Annotated in this window: 16 protein-coding genes; 10 read left to right on the forward strand and 6 right to left on the reverse strand. The window is 60.4% G+C overall.

Features of this window, described 5'->3' with window-relative positions:
- The first annotated feature begins 214 nt into the window (after positions 1–214).
- Positions 215–1,144, forward strand: a complete 930-nt coding sequence (locus tag ACK9YZ_RS14670; protein ID WP_416064303.1) for an endonuclease/exonuclease/phosphatase family protein — start codon at positions 215–217, stop codon at positions 1,142–1,144.
- Here the strand turns inward: ACK9YZ_RS14670 and ACK9YZ_RS14675 are convergent.
- Positions 1,115–3,013 carry an ABC transporter ATP-binding protein gene (locus ACK9YZ_RS14675; RefSeq protein WP_416066747.1) on the reverse strand — a complete coding sequence of 633 codons (1,899 nt, stop codon included), beginning with the start codon at positions 3,011–3,013 and terminating at the stop codon, positions 1,115–1,117. The two genes, ACK9YZ_RS14670 and ACK9YZ_RS14675, sit on opposite strands and share 30 nt — an antisense overlap.
- Before the next feature lie 160 nt (positions 3,014–3,173).
- Here ACK9YZ_RS14675 and ACK9YZ_RS14680 point away from each other — a divergent pair, with 160 nt between their 5' ends.
- The gene (locus ACK9YZ_RS14680) at positions 3,174–3,425 is read left to right on the forward strand and encodes a CopG family ribbon-helix-helix protein (RefSeq protein ID WP_183731616.1); all 252 of its coding nucleotides are present in this window, start codon (positions 3,174–3,176) and stop codon (positions 3,423–3,425) included.
- A 69-nt stretch (positions 3,426–3,494) separates the two neighbouring features.
- Here ACK9YZ_RS14680 and ACK9YZ_RS14685 read toward each other — a convergent pair whose 3' ends face one another.
- Positions 3,495–5,351, reverse strand: coding sequence for an ABC transporter ATP-binding protein (locus ACK9YZ_RS14685; RefSeq protein ID WP_216755378.1), 1,857 nt, complete (start codon positions 5,349–5,351; stop codon positions 3,495–3,497).
- 384 nt (positions 5,352–5,735) lie between these two features.
- Between ACK9YZ_RS14685 and ACK9YZ_RS14690 the strand changes: the two genes are divergently transcribed.
- Positions 5,736–6,197 carry a tRNA (cytidine(34)-2'-O)-methyltransferase gene (locus ACK9YZ_RS14690; protein ID WP_183731622.1) on the forward strand — a complete coding sequence of 154 codons (462 nt, stop codon included), beginning with the start codon at positions 5,736–5,738 and terminating at the stop codon, positions 6,195–6,197.
- A 190-nt stretch (positions 6,198–6,387) separates the two neighbouring features.
- Positions 6,388–8,034, forward strand: coding sequence for a Na/Pi cotransporter family protein (locus ACK9YZ_RS14695; protein WP_416064304.1), 1,647 nt, complete (start codon positions 6,388–6,390; stop codon positions 8,032–8,034).
- 2 nt (positions 8,035–8,036) lie between these two features.
- Here the strand turns inward: ACK9YZ_RS14695 and ACK9YZ_RS14700 are convergent, their stop codons facing one another.
- Complete coding sequence (locus tag ACK9YZ_RS14700) at positions 8,037–8,297, reverse strand: hypothetical protein (RefSeq protein WP_216755381.1); 261 nt, start codon at positions 8,295–8,297, stop codon at positions 8,037–8,039.
- A gap of 144 nt (positions 8,298–8,441) precedes the next feature.
- Between ACK9YZ_RS14700 and hemF the strand changes: the two genes are divergently transcribed.
- From hemF to ACK9YZ_RS14715, 3 genes are all read left to right on the forward strand, one after another.
- The gene (hemF, locus tag ACK9YZ_RS14705) at positions 8,442–9,353 is read left to right on the forward strand and encodes an oxygen-dependent coproporphyrinogen oxidase (protein WP_216755382.1); all 912 of its coding nucleotides are present in this window, start codon (positions 8,442–8,444) and stop codon (positions 9,351–9,353) included.
- Positions 9,354–9,475: 122 nt separating this feature from the next.
- A complete protein-coding gene (locus tag ACK9YZ_RS14710; protein ID WP_416064305.1) occupies positions 9,476–9,751 on the forward strand; it encodes a hypothetical protein in 276 nt (91 codons plus the stop codon).
- Positions 9,752–9,876: 125 nt separating this feature from the next.
- Positions 9,877–10,062, forward strand: a complete 186-nt coding sequence (locus tag ACK9YZ_RS14715) for a DUF1059 domain-containing protein (RefSeq protein WP_216755384.1) — start codon at positions 9,877–9,879, stop codon at positions 10,060–10,062.
- A gap of 2 nt (positions 10,063–10,064) precedes the next feature.
- On the opposite strand, the gene ACK9YZ_RS14720 is transcribed toward ACK9YZ_RS14715, so the two are convergent.
- The 3 genes from ACK9YZ_RS14720 to ACK9YZ_RS14730 are packed head-to-tail and all read right to left on the reverse strand — an operon-like array spanning position 10,065 to position 12,600.
- Entirely contained in the window at positions 10,065–11,321 is a 1,257-nt protein-coding gene (locus ACK9YZ_RS14720) for a CCA tRNA nucleotidyltransferase (protein WP_216755385.1), read from the reverse strand.
- Positions 11,318–11,968: a CoA pyrophosphatase gene (locus tag ACK9YZ_RS14725; protein WP_216755386.1), complete on the reverse strand. Its 651-nt coding sequence runs from the start codon at positions 11,966–11,968 to the stop codon at positions 11,318–11,320. Before ACK9YZ_RS14725 ends, ACK9YZ_RS14720 begins: the two co-directional genes overlap by 4 nt.
- On the reverse strand, positions 11,965–12,600 hold the full coding sequence (locus ACK9YZ_RS14730) for a DUF1285 domain-containing protein (RefSeq protein WP_416064306.1): 636 nt from the start codon (positions 12,598–12,600) through the stop codon (positions 11,965–11,967). The genes ACK9YZ_RS14725 and ACK9YZ_RS14730 overlap by 4 nt, the downstream gene beginning before the upstream one ends.
- Before the next feature lie 160 nt (positions 12,601–12,760).
- Between ACK9YZ_RS14730 and ACK9YZ_RS14735 the strand changes: the two genes are divergently transcribed.
- Genes ACK9YZ_RS14735 through ACK9YZ_RS14745 form a run of 3 tightly spaced genes read left to right on the forward strand, consistent with a single transcriptional unit; the run spans position 12,761 to position 17,515 of the window.
- Positions 12,761–13,771: an AAA family ATPase gene (locus ACK9YZ_RS14735; RefSeq protein ID WP_216755388.1), complete on the forward strand. Its 1,011-nt coding sequence runs from the start codon at positions 12,761–12,763 to the stop codon at positions 13,769–13,771.
- 13 nt (positions 13,772–13,784) lie between these two features.
- Positions 13,785–14,705 (forward strand): DUF58 domain-containing protein, encoded by a 921-nt coding sequence (locus tag ACK9YZ_RS14740; RefSeq protein ID WP_416064307.1) that lies wholly within the window; start codon positions 13,785–13,787, stop codon positions 14,703–14,705.
- Positions 14,702–17,515 carry a DUF4159 domain-containing protein gene (locus tag ACK9YZ_RS14745; protein WP_416064308.1) on the forward strand — a complete coding sequence of 938 codons (2,814 nt, stop codon included), beginning with the start codon at positions 14,702–14,704 and terminating at the stop codon, positions 17,513–17,515. Before ACK9YZ_RS14740 ends, ACK9YZ_RS14745 begins: the two co-directional genes overlap by 4 nt.

Below are 17,515 nucleotides of genomic sequence, written 5' to 3' on the forward strand. Positions count from 1 at the left end.
ATATTTCGGACATAGATTCCCCACCAATCCGGCGCGTTCTATGCTTGATCGCAAATTATGTCCAGCCTTGGCAAGGGGATGAGGGCACAATGTCGCGGGAAATTTCAGTGAATTTTTTAAGGCAATCACTGGCTTGCAACTTTGCTGCATTGCAACAAACCAGGGGGCGTGTTAGGCGCTGGTGAGTTTGCGATGAGAATTTGGATTTGCGCCGATGAGGCATACTTTTTTCTGCGTATTGAGCGTCCTCATCACCATCGTTCTGGCCCTCGTTTCGCTTCGCTACTTCACCGATTTCTGGCTGCTTTCGCTCGTTTATAGCTTCCAGATTCATCTCAGCATCATCTGCGCCATTGGCGCGGTCGTTGCCCTCTTTTTCAGGCGGCACTGGTACGGCTTCGTGATGCTGGCAGCGGCGACCTTCCTGAATATCCACGGTGTCATCATGCTGCGCGAGTTCGCCGGCAAAATACCTGCGGCAGATGCGCCCCGCCTTTTCCGGCTGATGTCCTTCAACGTTGAGATCGACAATTGGATCAATAATGAAAGAACTGCCGATGCCGTGCTGGCATCGGGTGCCGATGTCGTCGACCTCATGGAGGCAGTGCCGATCTTCCCTCAGCTGCCGCGGCTGCAGCAGATCTATCCCTATCGCATCGGCTGCGACACGATCGAGGCCTGCGATACGCTGATCCTGTCGAAACGTCCGTTTGCTCACTATGAAATTCATGATCTCGGCAATCTGTGGAAGCGACGGCTCGTGTCGGCAACGATCGATTTCGACGGAATGCCCGTCGATTTCCTGTTCACGCACCTAACCAAGCCCTATTTCGATGATTTTCAGAATGAAGAACTGGTCGATCTGAAAACCGCCGTGCAGAGCCACACGGGTCCACTGATCGTTTCCGGAGACTTCAATTCCGCAATCCTCGCTCCGACCATCCAGGAATTCCTGCGCGGAACGGGCCTTACGACCGCCTTCCCTGAACCGACCACATGGCCGGTCGCTGCCGGGCCATTCGGCATCAGCATCGACCATATCTTCGCAAGACCGCCGCTGCTCATCCGCTCGACCAGCCGGCTGGGCGACAGCTTCGGCTCGAACCATTACGGCCTAGTCAGCGATTTCGTTCGCGAATACTGAACGCGCATCATCGTCGCCGGAGGCGAGGAAGCCGCCAGACTGGCGTGCCCAGAGCTCGGCATAGAGCCCGCCCTGCTTTAGAAGCAGGTCATGCGTGCCTTCCTCGATGATTTTGCCGCGGTCAACGACGACAAGTCTGTCGAGTGCGGCAATCGTGGAAAGCCGGTGAGCGATCGCAAGCACCGTCTTGCCTTCCATCACGCGGTTGAGGTTCGACTGAATGGCCTCTTCCACTTCCGAATCGAGCGCCGACGTCGCCTCGTCGAGAACGAGGATCGGCGCATCCTTCAGCATCACGCGAGCAATGGCGATGCGCTGGCGCTGGCCGCCCGAAAGCTTGACGCCGCGTTCGCCGACATGCGCGTCGAAACCCTTGCGCCCCTGCTGGTCCCGCAGCACTTCGATGAACTCGAGCGCCTCGGCACGCCTGGCAGCTTCGACAAGCCGTTCCTCACCAGCATCGGGTCGGCCGAATAGAATGTTGTCGCGCACGGATCGATGTAGCAATGACGTATCCTGGCTGACCATACCGATCTGCATGCGCAGCGATTCCTGGGTGACGGCAGCGATATTCTGGCCGTCGATGAAAATACGCCCGCCTTGAAGATCGTAGAGGCGCAGGAGAAGGTTCACGAGCGTCGATTTGCCCGCACCGGAGCGGCCGATAATGCCGACCTTCTCGCCCGGCCGGATTGTCAGCGAGAAATTGTCGATGACCGCGTTTTCCTTGCCATAGTGGAAGGAAACATTCTCGAAACGGATGCTCGGCTGCCGGATGACGAGCTCCTTTGCATCGGGGCGGTTGACCAGATGCAGCGGCTGCGAAATCAGCTCGGCAGCATTCTGGATGGTTCCGAGGTTACGCATGATCCCGTTGAACTGCGTCATCAACCGTCCGAGCAGGAAGTTCAGCCTCAGGACCAGCGTCAGCGAAAAGGCGACCCCGCCCGAACTTATCAGCCCGCGCAGCCATAGATCGATGCTGATGCCGGCCATGGTCACGATCATCAAGCCTGACAGCAGCGCCATCGACGCTCGCACACCGGTGATGAAGCGCGTGAACTTCAGCACTGTTTCCTGATAGGCGTTGAAGCCATCGAGCATGTACCGGTCGCTCTCTTCGTCGCGTGCGAAGAGCTTCAACGTCTGGATATTGCTGTAGGCATCAACGATGCGGCCATTGAGCAACGAGGCCGCTTCAGCGGTTTCGCGCGAGTGATATCGGATGCGCGGAACGAAGTAGCGGGCAAGCACGCTGAACGCAGCCAGCCAGAAAAGGACCACCGCCGCCAGCGAGAAATCGAGCCGCCCGACCAAAACCAGCGTGGTGACGGCATAGATGCCGACGAACCACACGCTTTCCATCAGCGACGTTACGAGATCCCCCGTCGCCTGCCCTGCCGACCAGACCTTGGTAACGATGCGACCGGAAAAATCGCTCTGGAAGAAGGCCAGCGACTGGCGCGACACATGCAGATAGGACTGCCAGCGCGCCAGATTGTAGAAACCCGGCGTAATCACCTGCTGGTCGATAAGCGCGATCAGGAAGGCGACGACGAAGCGAACGATGCCGATCAGCGCCAGCATGCCGAAAAGCTCACTGCCATGGGAACTGAGAAGTGAATCCCAGCCGGTTCCGGGCTTGATCGTGCTGAGGATATCGACGAGCCGCCCGACGAACCAGAAAAGTGCGGCTTCGATTGCCGCCGACATGCCGCCGAGCACCAGCATGGCGATGAACGGCCACCTGGCTTGACCGATATAGAACCAGATGAATCCCAGCGTGTTGCGCGGCGGCTGAATATTATCGCGGGCGCGGAAGGGATCTATCCAGGTTTCGAACAGGCGAAGGATCGGAGTGAGCAGCATCACCGCGATATAGGCCCGTTCAGAATTGCGGCAAAGAGAATAGGGCGGACACAGCCTTATATTTTCGTAATGATCGGTAATATCCGCGTCACCTCCGTTGATACGGGTGGAAGCAGCCACAATCTCATGCCATGATCGCGTCTTACCGGAGACCGCAGATATGGAAACGAAAACGCTCAATGCGCATCTTCCGCTCCCCCTTGCGGAAAAGCTCGACGCCCTGGCGGATGCGCTGGATGTGCCACGCGACAGCATCGTAACGGAAGCCATAGCAAACTGGATCGAGCGCGAGGAACGTCAGCGGATTTTCACGCTGCAGTCGCTTGCCTCGAACTCGATCATTGTCGTGGAGCATCATCGCGTCATCGACTGGGCCGACAGCCTCTGCGCCGATCGGGTCCGCACACTCTAAAAGGGCGCCGCCTATTTTCAGCTTCAAAAAGGAAAAGCCCTCCCCACTAACACAGGGAGGGCTGTTTTGTTATTGGGCTGCGACTTCAGCCTCTTCCTCGTGATCGGCAAGGAAGCCACCGGACTGGCGGTTCCACAGGTCGGCATAGATGCCGCCATGGCTCACCAGTTCGCCATGCGTGCCGCTTTCGATGATCCGGCCCTTGTCAAGCACGATAAGCCGATCCATCTCGGTCAGCGTCGACAGGCGGTGGGCGATCGCGATGACCGTCTTGCCTTCCATCAGCGCGAAGAGGTTCTCCTGGATCGCCGCTTCCACTTCGGAATCGAGCGCCGAGGTCGCCTCGTCGAGCACCAGGATCGGCGCGTCCTTCAGGAAGACGCGGGCGATCGCGATGCGCTGGCGCTGGCCGCCGGATAGTTTGACGCCGCGCTCGCCGACCTGCGCGTCCAGCCCTTTACGGCCCTGCATATCGACAAGCCCTTCGACGAACTCCCAGGCATTGGCCCGCCTTGCCGCCTCGATCACGTCCTCATCAGTCGCATCCGGGCGCCCATAGGCGATGTTGTCGCGGATCGAGCGGTGCAGCAGCGACGTATCCTGCGTCACCACGCCGATCAGCGAGCGCAGGCTGTCCTGCGACACCTCGGAGATATCCTGGCCGTCGATGGTGATGCGTCCCGACTCCAGATCGTAGAAGCGCAACAGCAGGTTCATCAGCGTCGTCTTGCCTGCGCCGGAGCGTCCGACGAGACCGACCTTCTCGCCGGCCCTGATATCGAGCGACAGGTTGTCGATAACGCCCTTGCCCTTGCCGTAATGGAAACCGATGCGTTCATAATGAATCGCACCCTTCTTTGCCGTCAGCTGCGGCGCACCTGGCTTGTCGACGATATCATGCTGCTTCGCCATCATCTCCATGCCGTCATAGACGGTGCCGATGTTTTCGAAGAGCGCCGAGACTTCCCACATGATCCACTGCGACATGCCGTTGACGCGCATCGCAAGGCCGATGGCGATGGAGATCGCGCCAACCGAGATCGTGCCGTTCAGCCACAGATAGATGGACAGACTGGAGATAACGAAGAGGGAGACGCAGTTGTTCAGATATACGCTCATATGGAAGAGCGTCACCTTGCGCATCTGCCTATGCACCGTATCCAGGAACCCATCCATGCTTTCCCTTGCATAGACCTCTTCCCTGCCCGCATGGGAAAACAGCTTCACAGTGGCGATGTTCGTGTAGCTGTCCACCACGCGGCCTGTCATCAGCGAGCGCGCGTCCGCCTGCTGCGACGCGATCTTGCGAAGCCGCGGCACGAAATAGCTAACGATACCGATGTAGATGCCGAGCCAGGCGAGGACCGGCAGCATCAACCGCCAGTCGGCAGCGGCGATGATGACGATCATCGACAGGAAATAGGTCACGACATAGACGAAGACGTCGAGGATCTTCATGACCGTTTCGCGCACGGCAAGCGACGTCTGCATGACCTTGGTCGCAACACGTCCGGCAAACTCGTTGGCAAAGAATGTCATGCTGTGGCGCAACAGGAAACGGTGCATCTGCCAGCGCGCGATCATCGGATAATTGCCGAGCATCATCTGGTGCATGATCAGCGAATCGAGGCCGGCAACGAGCGGCAGGCCGATCAGCACAAGAGCACCCATCCAGATGAGCTTGTGACCTTCGTTCTGCAGGAAGGTCGCGCGGTCGGCATTTGTCAGCCAATCGACGATATCGCCGAGAAACTGGAAAAGCGCCACTTCACCAACCGCGATCAGAGCCGTGAGAAAGGCCATGAGCGCGAGCCATCCCGCCGCCGGCTTCGTATAGTGCCAGCAGAAGGCAAAAAGACCCTTTGGGGGAGCAACCGGCTCCTCGCTCGGAAAGGGATTAAGTCGCCGTTCGAACCAGTCAAACATTAAAATCGCTCCGGACTTCCGCGTTCCGGCCCCGGCTTCGCACCTGCATGGGCGCATGCAAGCACATATGGGAACCGGAGGCTCAAGGGGCGAGGCCATGAAGGCCGCGCAATTATTCAGATGGGCAATTGGGAAAGAAAAAGCGCCTTACACGCGCCAGATCGCCAAGCGTGGCATCACGGGCGGGAGGCGCATCAGCACAAATATATCCATGTCGGCGCTCCCTGTTGGCGATTGAAGATATGCACCGATAACGCGAAATTGCCTGAATTTCCAGCCCCATCACAGCGGAAAGTGACTACAGAATAGTCAAAAAGCGTCTTGTTGCCTCAAAATCACAGTTCGGATAGGCCAATATCGTATTACCGCAACGGACAACTTCTCATGGCAGACCTCAGACTGGCGCTCTATCAACCCGATATTCCCGGCAATACCGGAACAATCCTGCGGCTTGCCGCCTGCCTGGGCTTTGCGGTCGATATCATCGAGCCCGCCGGATTCGATATTTCCGATCGAAACCTGAAACGTGCCGGCATGGACTATCTGGCCACCGCTGCACTTACCCGACATGTCAATTGGGAACGCTTCGAGGAATGGCGCGCAGTCACCGGCCGCCGCCTGATCCTCGCCACCACGAAGGCATCGCAGCGCTATACAGATTTCGCCTTCCGTCCCGACGATATCTTGATCTTCGGCCGAGAAAGCGCCGGCGCTCCCGATCACGTACATGAACGCACCAACGGGCGCATCCTGATCCCGATGGTGGATGGTCAACGTTCGATCAACCTTGCCGTCTCCGCCGCGATGATCGTTGGCGAAGCGATGCGCCAGACTATCTGGTCCTGAATCAGCAAGCATGCCGATCCTTGGCGGCCTGCATGTCGCAAACAATACTTTGAATCGACGCAAAAGCGCCTATATTAATTAGCCAGGCAATCAATAAATCTGCACAAGCAGTGAGATTCCAATGATTTACTCGTCTACGCACGGGTAGAATCGGGCAAGCTTTCTCAAGAAGAAGAAAAAGACCAAGGCCATGGAATCCACTGTTGTCATGATCAATCTGTTCGGCGCGATTGCGCTGCTGCTCTTCGGCTTGGCGCAGGTCAAGGACGGCGTCACGCGCGCTTTCGGAGCACGCTTGAGGACTGGGCTGGCGACCGGCACCGCAACCGGTCCACGATCGATCCTGTCGGGTTTCCTGGCAACGATCGCCCTGCAAAGTTCGACTGCGACGGCGCTGATGACGGCTTCTTTCGTGGAGCGCGATCTCATCAAGCCGCGCATGGCCCAGATCGTGCTGCTTGGCGCCAATGTCGGCACGGCCGTGACCGCCTGGATCGTCGCGACCGGCATCGAATGGCTTTCGCCCCTTCTCATCCTTGCCGGCATCGTGCTCTATCGCGGAGGCTCCAGCGCCCGTCACGGCGGCGGCGCGGCACTGATCGGCATTGGCCTCATGCTCCTCTCGCTGCATCTGCTCGGCAGCGCGACGGAGCCGATGCGCAACTCGCCGGCGCTGGCGGCCTTCATCGGCCTGCTCGGCGACGCCTGGCCCGTTGCGCTCGTATTGTCTGCAGCACTGGCCTTCATATCCTCGTCGAGTCTTGCGGTCGTCGTCCTGATCCTGTCGCTTGCCACAACAGGCATCGTATCGCCGGAACTCATCATCGTTCTCGTCCTCGGCGCCAACCTCGGCGGCGCGATCCCTCCTGTCGTCGCCACACTCTCCGGCCCTGCCTCAGCCAAACGCGTCACACTCGGCAACCTCATCGTGCGGACCATGGGCTGCCTGCTTGCGCTGCCGCTTGCCGGTTACGCCGCGCCACTCCTGCAAATGCTGCCTTTCGGCCCCGCCAAGCTGCCGGTCGATGCGCATCTGATTTTCAACATCCTGCTCGCTGGCCTCGCATGGCCTTTCTCGCGGATGCTCTCCACCTTCACCGCCCGCCTCGTGCCCGATGATGCGCAGCCGGATCAGGGACCAAAATTCCTCGACATGCAGGAATTGTCGACGCCCGTCGTGGCGCTTGCCAGCGCGACCCGCGAGGTGCTCAGCGTCGGCGATCTCATCGAACGCATGCTGCTGCGCGCCTCCGAAGCCTTCGAACGTAACGACATGTCCAAGCTCGCCGAGATCCCGGCGCTCGAAAAACGCGTCGACCTGCTGCAGCAGGAAGTGAAAGTCTACCTGTCCAGACTCGGACGTGGCGGCCTGAGCGACGAGAACGCCCGCCGCTCGATCGTTATTATCGACTACGCGATCAACCTCGAGCACATGGGCGACATCATCGAGAAAGGCTTGCTGGAGCAGGTCGGCAAGAAGGTTTCGCTCGGCCTGAAATTCTCCGAAGACGGCTACAGGGAATTGCGCAAGCTATTCGATCTGACGATCGACAATCTGCGCGTTGCTCAGACGATCTTCGTTACCCGCGATTTCAACCTCGCCCGACAGATGATGGAAGTGAAGGTCGAGGTGCGCCGGATGGAGAAACAATCGGCCGAGCGGCATCTGGAGCGCTTGCGCGATGGGCGTGCCGACAGCCTGCAGACGAGTTCGCTCCATCTCGATATGCTGCGCGACCTGAAGCGCATCAACGCTCACATCGTGTCTGTGGCACATCCGATCCTCGATGAAAGCGGCCTTCTGATCGAAAGCCGCCTGCGTGATGCGGCAGAATAGGTTCAGTCGGCGGAAGGCAGGCGGCGCATGGTGAATTCGATCTGGTCGCCCTCGAGCTGGCGCCAGCTCTCCACTTCGGTCCAGTAGGCGGCCTTGGGATATTCGTCGAACCATTCGCGCGCCTTGGCGCGTGCTTCGATAAGCCCCATCCTGTATGTCTCGCGGACAAAATGATCTTTTTGCCGGGCGGACGCTTCTGCCCGATGCTTTGCGATCCTGCGCTTCAAGCCTTCGAAGGGCGGAGGCCCCGGAATTTTCGCCATGAAACCTACCTCTGTACGGAACGTAGTATCGAAGTTCAGCCTTTGCGAGTCGAATCTTGTAAGCTCTTGCAGGTGCGTCCCGCTGCTGGCAGGCCTCTGCCTCACCTGCTAAACCACTGTTGAGATCAGGAAAGAGCGAATCGCATGGAAAGACCGGAACTGCCGATCGGCCTGCCCGAAGACATCGAGGACAAGAAGACCGCCGCCCGAACATGGTTCGAGGGGCTGCGGGACACGATCTGCGCATCCTTCGAAGCGCTGGAGGATGAGCTCGAAGGCCCTCTCTCCGATCAGGAGCCCGGCCGCTTCGTCGCCAAGGACTGGTCGCGTGAAAATGGTGCGGGCGGCGGTGGCCGCATGTCGATGATGGAAGGCCGCGTCTTCGAGAAGGTCGGAGTCCACACCTCCACGGTCTTCGGCGAATTCGCGCCCGACTTCCGCGCCCAGATCCCAGGTGCCAGCGAGGATCCACGCTTCTGGGCGTCGGGCATTTCGCTGATCGCCCATCCCGTCAATCCCAACGTGCCGGCCGTTCACATGAACACCCGCATGGTCGTCACTACCAGCCGATGGTTCGGTGGTGGTGCCGATCTGACGCCGGTGCTCGGACGCCGCCGAACACAGGAAGATGAAGACACACAACTCTTCCACAAGGCCATGGAAATCACCTGCCGCAACCACGCGGTCGCCGATTACGATGCCTACAAGAAATGGTGCGACGACTATTTCTTCCTCAGACATCGCAACGAAGCACGTGGCGTCGGCGGCATCTTCTACGACTGGCTGCATTCCAGCGAGGAGGCCGGCGGCTGGAATGCCGATTTCGCCTTCACGCGGGATGTCGGCCGGGCCTTCTCCATGGTCTATCCCAAGATCGTCCGCTCAAACTTTAACAAGGAGTGGACGGAGGCCGACCGTGACGAACAATTGATTCGCCGTGGCCGCTATGTCGAGTTTAATCTGCTCTACGACCGGGGGACGATCTTCGGCCTGAAAACCGGCGGCAATGTCGAATCCATTCTCTCATCCCTGCCGCCTGTCGTACGCTGGCCATAGGCTGCGAGAAGCGTGCTGATAAAATTGAAATACTATTCCGGTAAAATCCTGTTGAAAGGCCTTCATCAGAGCTGAGTGCGTCCTAAATGAGTCTTGTGCGTTACAATCGGAGGAGGATTGTCATGACGATACAAAGCGGTTTGCCTGCTTCTGCAGGTATTCAGGAAACGTCTCGCGCCATCGACGCGCCCGAGTTTCTAACGCGCATCGCCGAAAACTTGAGAGCAAAAAGCGGCTCGGACCTGCCGCTCTCCTGCTTTGTCGAGCAGGTGAAATTGCAGCTCGCAGGCGGCAAGACTCCGGAAGAGCTTCAAGAGCAGGCAACGGGTGCTGCCAACAGCAACATGCCCGCCCACCTTTCGGACACCTACATGGCCTGGGCAATGCCCCATCCATAAACAGAGCCTTTCGGCCGACATCCAGGTCGGCCGGAGCTTCCTCCACCGGAACCTTCTCCATTGCCGCACATTCCTCAGTCGCGCGAAAGCGCGATGGTTCTGTATTTCAGAGACAGGAGAAGACCATGCGACTTTTCGAATGCGGTACGCTCGTTCCCGGATGCGATTGGCACACAAGGGCCGACAATGATGCTGAAGTCGTTCGCCGCACCGTCGAACATATGAGAACCGCCCACGGCGAAACGATCATTCGCGAAAATATGGTGGACAATATCAAGGCCCGCATCCGCGACGAAGCGAACGCGGCCTGACCTCAACCGGCAATCTCCGAGAGCCGGGCGAGCAATGCCGCCCGGTCTAAAACGAAATTCTCTTCCACCCACTGGTTTTCCAAGGTCGACAGGATTTCACCGACCTTCGGGCCGGCCTGCATACCTGTGGCCATAACATCTGCGCCATTCAGCGGAAACTGCGGCTTCTTCCAGATGCGTGCATGATCCAGAAGCTTCGAAAGCCGCGCCGAACGGCTCATTTCATCAAAACTACCATTCTCTGCTTTGCCGCGGGCAACGCCGAGAGCCAGTTTCAGCCGCACGATGATGCCGTCCACGCCCTTTCTGTAGAGCAGCTTCTCGAAGGCGGCAGCGGAAATCTCATCATTGACTGGAGCGGCTTTTGCCCAGGCTCTGAAATAGGCGGCCTCTGCATTCGAAAATTTCAGGCGTGCGGCCAGTTCCTCCAGCCGCGCCGGATCGGGTGGAATAATGGAGGCAAGCCGAAGCAAGGGATCAGGTGCCCAGCCGAGCGCGCGCTCGGTCGAAACGAGCGCCGGAATAGCATCGATGCCCCATTTTTCCGTTTCCGGCAGGATTTCCGAGAGAACCGCAACCTGCCGCATCCAGAGGAGCGCCCGGCCTGGATCTTCCGCCGACAGGAGCTTTTTGAGCTCCGACCAGACCCGTTCGGGCGACAGCGTTTTCAGCTTCGAACGCGCGGCGGATGACGCCCTCAGCCCTTCCGCATCGGGCCGTCCGGATCCGTACCAGGCGAAGAAACGGAAGAAGCGCAGGATGCGCAGATAATCCTCGGCGATCCGCGTCGCTGCATTGCCGATGAAGCGGATATTGCGCTTCTCGATATCAACGAGCCCGCCGACGAGATCGATCACCTCGCCCGCAGCATTTGCGTAAAGCGCATTGATGGTAAGGTCGCGCCGTTCCGCATCCGACTGCCAGTCTGCACTGAAGGCCACCTTGGCGCGACGGCCATCCGTTTCGACATCGGTACGCAATGTCGTCACTTCGAAGGGGCGGCCATCGATGACGAGCGTCACCGTTCCATGATCAATGCCGGTCGGCACCGCCTTGATGCTTGCTGTAGCGGCCCGCTCCATGACGGCTTCCGGCAGCAGCGTGGTGGCGATATCGATATCGGCGACCGCAAGCCCCATCAGGCTGTTGCGCACCGCGCCACCGACAACACGCCCTTCCCCGCCATCGGCGTTCAGCAACGCAAAGACACGGCTGAGCGCCGGATCCTGAAACCAGGCGTGGTCGGCGACTGAGGTCATGCATAGAGCCTTTCATAAAGCGTGCGGACGATGCCGGCGGTGATGCCCCAGATCATCCGCGTTTCATAGGGCATGCGGTAGAAATGCCGGTCGATGCCGTCGACCACGCGTTTGTCTCGCGTGTGGTTGGCCGGGTTCATGAGAAAAGAAAGCGGCACCTCGAAAACATCGTCCACTTCGGTGGGGTTAGGCTGCAGCGAAAAACCCCGCTGCACAACGCCAAGGACGGGCGTGATGCGGAAGCCGGTGGACGACAGGTAGTTCGGCAGCCGCCCGACCGTTTCGACGAAACCGCCGCCAAGGCCGATCTCCTCTTCAGTCTCGCGGATCGCCGCCATCTCGGGCGAGACATCGTCGGGATCGATCGAACCACCGGGAAAGGCGATCTGGCCGGAATGCTTGCGAAGTGTCGACGTCCGCTTGGTGAAGATCACCTTCGCCTCATCGCCATCATCGACGACGGGCACCAGCACCGCCGCGTCGCGCAGCTTGAAGGTCTCGACCAGCGCAACGATATCGGGATTGAGCACATGATCGCCATGGTCGCGCCAGGCATGATCGATGGGTGCGCCGATCTGATTGAGCGCACGGCGACGGAACTCGGCAGCCGAAAACGGGGGATAGGTCTTGCTGATCGCTTCGCTCATCGGGAGGCTGCTTCCAGTTCGTCGACAGGCATGATCGGAAAAGTCTCACCGCCGGAGCGGACGACGAACATGTTCCGGCCAGCGACCTCGGCCACCTCGCCGAGCTCGACCAATTCATACATCACAGCGCGTGAAACCAATGCTTCAAGCCGCCCCCGCACATGCAGATAGGGCTTCAGTTCACTGTCTTTCCCGTGCCCTGGCCCATGTTCTGGAAAACGCAGAGGATGATCCTTGCCGGCCTCAATGACGTCGCCAACATTGGTGCGGAAGGTCAGAACCTTCTGTCCGTCCTTCTCGCTCGCGTTCATCTCGACGGCGACAAAGGGCGCATCGACGACCCTGATGCCGACCTTTTCCACAGGAGTTACGAGGTAGGTCTTGCCGTCTTCATCTTTCCTCAAAACGGTGGAAAAGAGCTGGACCAGCGGCTGCCGGCCGATCGGCGTGCCCATGTAGAACCACGTGCCATCCGCCCGGATTTCCATGTCGATATCGCCGCAAAAGGGCGGATTCCATTTCTCGACAGGCGGCAAACCGCGCTTTTTGCCGGATTTCGCCTCGGAGGCGCGCGAAATCAGCGCGGCAAGCCCCGCTACATCCGCCGTATGCCTCATTTCCTCGGCTGCCATTCTTCCGTCCCGGTTTGCTTTTAACAAAATAAAGTCACGAGATAGTCATTTGAAACAAACTTGTCAGCCCGCAACATCTTCATAACTGTATCGGGTATGAGGCACGCCTATTAAAGTCAGACGATTCGCAGCCGAATGATTTCAGCCGTTGGAGATGCCCATGGGTATGATCAAGACCGAAGCCAGCCTCGATGAACAGGCGATTGTCGCCGCCGCAGAAAGAGCGCTTTCCGATATCGCCGCCATTCGCACGGAAGTTTCCAAGGTCATCTTCGGTCAGGAAAGCGTGGTCGAAAACACGCTTCTCGCCGTTCTCTCCGGTGGTCATGCGCTTCTCGTCGGTGTTCCCGGCCTTGCCAAGACGAGACTCGTGACGACGCTCGGCGAAGTTCTCGGCCTTGCCGCCAACCGCATCCAGTTCACACCCGACCTCATGCCCTCGGATATTCTTGGCTCCGAAGTCATGGATCAGGACGAGAGCGGCCGCCGATCCTTTCGTTTCGTCAAGGGTCCGGTCTTCGCCCAGCTTCTGATGGCCGACGAAATCAACCGCGCCTCCCCGCGAACCCAGTCGGCACTGCTGCAGGCGATGCAGGAATATCATATCACGATTGCCGGCCAGCGTTATGACCTGCCGTCGCCCTTCCACGTTCTGGCGACACAGAACCCGCTGGAACAGGAAGGCACCTATCCGCTTCCCGAAGCCCAGCTCGACCGCTTCCTGCTGCAGGTCGACGTCCACTATCCCGAGCTTGCTGCCGAACGCCAGATCCTGCTGGAAACCACGGGCCTGACCGAAGCCAAGCCCGAACCGGTTATCAATGCCGCGCGTCTCGCGGAAATCCAGACGCTCGTGCGCCAGATGCCGGTCAGCGACACCGTCGTCGACGCAATCCTTTCGCTGGTTCGCTCCGCCCGTCCGGGCCAGGGCAATGCGTCCACCGACAAGCATGTCGCCTGGGGTCCCGGCCCGCGCGCCGGCCAGGCAATGATGCTCTGCGCCCGCGCCCGCGCACTCTACGAAGGTCGCCTGGCGCCCTCGCTCGACGATATCTACGCACTCGCCGAGCCTGTTCTGGAGCACCGCATGGCGCTGACCTTCGCCGCCCGTGCCGAGGGCATGTCGGTGCGCGACGTTATTGCCGGACTGGTCAAGCAGGCAAAGGGATAAGGAAGCACAGCGCGTGGCATCCATCGGACAGATCGTCAACCCGACGTCAGGCAATGATGCCCTTTCCCGCGCAAGGCAGCGGGCTGCCCTCGTGCCGGATTGCCTTGTTGAAGCCAAGCGCATCGCCAACACCGTGATTGCCGGCTGGCATGGCCGCCGCAAACGCGGCATCGGTGAGAATTTCTGGCAGTTCCGCCCCTATAGCGAAGGCGAAAGCCTGTCGCGCATCGACTGGCGCCGCTCCGCCCGTGACGATCACACCTATGTGCGCGACCGCGAATGGGAAGCCGCTCACACGATCTGGCTCTGGGCCGACATGTCGCCCTCGATGATGTACAAGTCGACCTATGGCAGCGTGTCCAAGGAGAGCCGGGCGCTGGTCATCATGCTGGCGCTCGCCGAAATCCTCGCCCGCTCCGGCGAACGCATCGGCTGCCCCGGCGTGATGGAACCGATCTCCGCCCGCAATGCAGCCGAAAGGCTTGCAGCCGCCCTTATGCACACGCCGTTGACCGGCGGCCTGCCCGAAACCGTGATGGTGCGCGGCTGGAGCGATCTCATCCTCATAGGTGATTTCCTCGATGACGCGCCGGCTATCATGGCCCGTCTTGGGCCCCTCGCCCGCCGCGGCCTGCGTGGCCATGCGGTCGAGATCGCCGATCCGGCCGAGGAGATCTTCCCCTATAACGGCCGCACCGAGTTCACCGATCCGGAGACCGGCGAAAGGCTGACATCGGGCCGCGCCGAGAGCCTGCGCGAAGACTATCGCAACGCCTATCTGGCTCGACGCGAAAATCTCGGGCAATCGCTGCGCCACCTCGGCTGGACCTTCGTCAGCCACCGCACCGATCACTTGGCGTCCGAAGCGCTGGTCGCCGTCCATATGTATCTTTCCGGCATGCCGGCAAAGGCAACGCATGGAGGACAGCTTTGAGCGCGCTCCCCTTTGCCTTCGCCTATCCCGCCCTCCTGGGCGCGCTGATTGCCCTTCCCGTCATCTGGTGGCTGCTGCGGCTGACCCCGCCACGCCCGCAGGCGGAAGTCTTCCCGCCGCTGAAAATCCTGGCGACTGTGCTGAAACGCGAGGAAACGCCGGCGCAAAGCCCCTGGTGGCTGACGCTGCTGCGCATGTTGCTCGCAGCCGCCATCATCTTCGCGATCGCCGATCCGGTCTTCAATCCGCGCACGGGCTCGCTCGCGTCCGGTGGTCCGCTTGTCCTCTTCGTCGACAACAGCTGGGCTTCGGCACCCGACTGGGAGCGCCGCGTCCAGACAGCTGACGCGCTGATCGGCGATGCCGAGTCTGCGGGCGCTGTCGTCTCCATCGCTTTCACTGCCGACCCGACTAACGACGCGACACCCGGCACGGCCTCGGCCGCCCGCGAAAAACTGCGCGCTGCCGAGCCGAAGCCGCTCGTGCCGGATCGCCAGCGGGCTTTCGAGGCTCTGCGCGCCGCACTGAACGGCACGCATCCCGGCACGCTGGCCTTCCTCACAGACGGTGCGGCAAGCAGCGATAACGACGCCACCGTCCGTCAGCTCTCCGACCTTCAGCCCGCCGAACTGCGCGTGATCGAAGGCGATACGGCTCAGACGGTAGCAATCTCCGGCGCCACCAATACGGCCGACGCGATGACGGTGAAGGTGACACGCCTCAGCTCAGGCGGAGCGGCCTCCGTCGCTCTCAACGCACAGGACGCGCAGGGTCGCGTGATCGCCACCGGCAGGGCCGATTTTGCGCCCGGCCAGACTGCCGTCAATGCCGGCATTTCGGCCCCCTTCGAGATGCGCAACGATTTCGCCCGTGTCAGCATCAACACCGGCGCCACCGCAGGCGCTATGCATCTGCTTGACGACGCCTTCAAGCGTCGCCGGGTCGTGCTTCTCTCAGGCGAAAGCGGCGATGAATTCCAACCGCTGCTGTCGCCGCTCTATTACATCCAGAGAGCGCTGGAGCCATATGCGGATCTGGTGCGGCCGACCGACGCCAATCTTTCGGTCGCCATTCCGAAGCTGCTTGCGAACAATCCCTCCGTCATCATCATGGCCGATATCGGCCGCCTGCCGGAGGATACCTACGCGCCGCTGCAGCGCTGGATATCGAATGGCGGCATGCTGCTGCGCTTTGCGGGCCCTCGCCTTGCTGCGGCACCGGCCGAGGATCCGCTGATCCCGGTCACCCTGCGCCAGGGCGAACGCGCGCTTGGCGGCAGCCTGTCCTGGAGCGAACCGCAGGCACTCGCGGATTTCCCAAGCTTCAGCCCCTTTGCCGGCATAGCACGACCGACCGACGTGACCGTCAACCGCCAGGTGCTGGCAGAGCCGACGCCCGATCTTGCCGAGCGCACCTGGGCAAGCCTAACCGACGGCACGCCGCTCGTGACCATGAACAAGATGAATGCCGGTCAGATCGTGCTCTTCCATGTGAGTGCCGAGGCAACCTGGTCGAACCTGCCGATCTCGGGTACCTTTGTTGAAATGTTGCGACACCTCATCCAGATCTCACGGTCCGGCGGCGTGACCTCGGAATCGACGGGCAGCGCGCGTGTTGCCGAGACCTTGCCGCCGTTCCGCATGCTGACAGCCAAGGGCACGCTGGTCGCGGAGACCGGCAATGCCCGTCCGCTGTTCCCGAATGCCAAAGCCGTACCCATTGCCAATTTCGACAACCCGCCCGGCCTCTACGGCTCCGAGGATGGTTTTGCGGCACTGAACGTGCTGCCCGACGATGCAGATCTGAAACCGCTCGACATGGATGGCGTCAATATCGTGCGCGCCGGCCTCGTCGGCGGGGAAAGCTGGTCGGCCAAGCCTCTGCTCTTCTTCATCGCCTTCCTGCTGCTGCTCGCCGACAGCCTGATCGTGCTCTTCATGAACGGGGCCTTCTCCCGTATGCGTCCCCGCGCTCGCACTGCCGCGACGATCGCCATTGCGCTTGCGGCCGGCCTGATGCTGCGGCCAGACATCATGCATGCCAACGATACCCAGCCGGGCGACGATGTCATCATGCAGCGGCTCGACAATACCCATCTCGCCTATGTCGTCACCGGCGAGCAGGATGTGGACAATATTTCCGACCAGGGGCTGGATGGGCTGACGAAATTCTTGACCTACCGCACCACGCTGGAGCCGGCTCCGCCCGTTGGCATCGACCTGGATAAGGACGAGCTTGCCTTCTACCCGATCATCTACTGGCCGATTTCCGCGACCGCGCCGATGCCATCCAACGCCGCCATCAGCCGTATCGACGCCTACATGCGAAACGGCGGCACCGTGCTTTTCGACACGCGCGACCAGATCGACTCGTTCGAAGGCGGCAGCGACACGACCGCCAACGGCCAGCGCCTGCAGCAGATCCTTGCCAATCTGGATATTCCGCCGCTGGAGCCCGTCCCACACGATCACGTGCTGACCAAGTCCTTCTATCTGCTGTCGAGCTTTCCCGGCCGATACACTGGCAGCCCGCTCTGGATCGAAGCGCGGCAGGGCGGACAGAACAACAGCAACAAGCCGGCCGCTGCCGCAGACGGCGTCTCACCGATCCTGATCACCGCAAATGATTTTGCCGGCGCATGGGCCGTTGATGAAAATGACACGCCGCTGCTGCCCACCGTGCCGCCGGATGATACACAGCGCGAATACGCCTTCCGCGCCGGCGTCAACATCATGATGTACATGCTGACCGGCAACTACAAGACAGACCAGGTCCACGTGCCCGACCTGCTTGAACGTCTGGGGCAGTGA

This window comes from Rhizobium sp. ZK1, from assembly GCF_047782645.1.
Classification (GTDB): domain Bacteria; phylum Pseudomonadota; class Alphaproteobacteria; order Rhizobiales; family Rhizobiaceae; genus Rhizobium.